1 protein-coding gene is annotated in these 1,596 nt (G+C 76.6%); it reads right to left on the bottom strand.

From position 1 onward, the window contains the following. Positions 1-476: 476 nt before the first annotated feature. Positions 477-977, bottom strand: coding sequence for a hypothetical protein (locus tag ACWGDE_RS38820; RefSeq protein ID WP_405495919.1), 501 nt, complete (start codon positions 975-977; stop codon positions 477-479). Positions 978-1,596: the final 619 nt, after the last annotated feature.

The raw sequence follows: 1,596 nt of genomic DNA, 5'->3' as shown, positions 1-1,596 counted from the left end.
GGGGGGCGAACGACCCCGCTACCTCGTCAGGCGCGGCGGCCCCGGCGGGGGCCGCTGGCCCCCGGCCGGGCCCGCCGGGGTTTGGCCCTTGGCGAGGGCAGGGCCTGTCGGGGTTGGCCCGTGGCGAGGACCGGCCGCGGAGACGCGACCGGTGGCCGGGGCACGTGCGGACGCATGGCCGTACGGGGCCGGGCACGGACGCGTGATCGGCGGCCGGGCCGAGTGCGAACGCATGCCCGTACGGGGTCGGCAGCGGACGGGTGGCCGGGCCCCACCGGGGCACGTGACAACGGATCGGGCCCGCCGTGGACCCGAGGCGCCGGCCGGAGCACTCGCGGGCTCCGCTCCGACTCGGGCTCTGGCCGGAGCTCGGGCGTCGGCTCGGGCTGTGATCAAGGCTCCGGCTCCGGGCCGGATACCGGTCCTCGGCCCGTCCGCCGCCCGCCCTCGGCCCGCCTGCGGGCCGAGGAAGGGGGCTAGCCCTGCTGGAAGAGCTCGGCGGGGAGCGGCTTCAGCAGCGCGTACAGGTCGTCGGTGATCGGGCGGTCCCAGCTCGCGATGGTGACCAGCACGTTGTCGCTGCGGTCGAACTGCACGCAGCTGATCCGGCTCTCGGAGAGCTTGATCTTCCGGACGATCAGGAGGTTGTCGCCCTGCATGACGGGGCAGTCCTCGGCGCCGGTGACCTCGACGTCCTCGTCGTTCTCGAGGGCGTCGAGGAGCTGGGCCACCTCGAAGGGGACCTGGCCCTCGGCGAGGTCGCGGGCGGGGGAACCCTCGGGGAGGTTTCCGATGATCATCGCGGGGCCGCGTCCGCCGAAGAGGTCGTAGCGGAGGAAGACACCCTGGCAGCTGCCGTCGGGCGCGGGCAGCAGCCCGGCCCCGAGATTGCCCGGCCAGTCCCCCGGGTCCATGGCCAGGACGTCGAAGTCCGGGCCGGCGGGTGTGGCGGCGCGGTGGCGGCGGAGGAAGGACATGTCGCCATGGTACGTGCCCGCCCGCCGTTCCCGGCCCTCCGCCCCCACCCGGAGCTCCACCCCCGTCCCCGACCGCGCCCGCCCCCCGAACACCCCCGAGCCCCACCCCGCCGACCGCCCTTCGGCCGTACCCCACTCCGAAGCCTGCTCCTGCCGACACCCATGCACCGCCGCCCGGCCCGGCCGCCAGCGCCACCGGGTGCGCGCCGCTGCGCGAGGCCGATCACCAACGCCACCGCATGCGCGCCGCCACACGAGGCCGACGGCCAGCGCCACCGCGTGCGTACCGCTGCGCGAGGCCGGTCGCCGTCTGCGCCTGCGGGTGGGTGCCGCTGCGCGGGGCGTGGTCCCCTACCCGCCCTTCCACCGTTCCCAGGGCTCCGCCCTGACCCGTCCCCCAGACTCCGTCCGGGGAACCACCAGGCCCGGGCTCCGCCCGAACCTCTCGGTGCCCGCCGCGGACCCGCAGCGTCTTCGACGCCGCCGGCCACCGTTGGGTGGCGCCCCCGGGCGGGGCCGAACTCCCCCTCCGGGCAATCCGTCCCGCCAGACGGCGACATCAGCCAAAGTCCAGGCCCGCCGGCGTTCGAGCCGCCTTCCGGGCCCGCCGGCGTTCGAG

Source organism: Streptomyces sp. NPDC054956 (genome assembly GCF_053609185.1).
This window is presented reverse-complemented; position numbering and strand designations above follow the sequence as displayed.

Bases quoted from the DNA above. Each gene is read 5' to 3' on its own strand.
- ACWGDE_RS38820 (WP_405495919.1), bottom strand. From the start codon at position 977: ATGTCCTTCCTCCGCCGCCACCGCGCCGCCACACCCGCCGGCCCGGAC.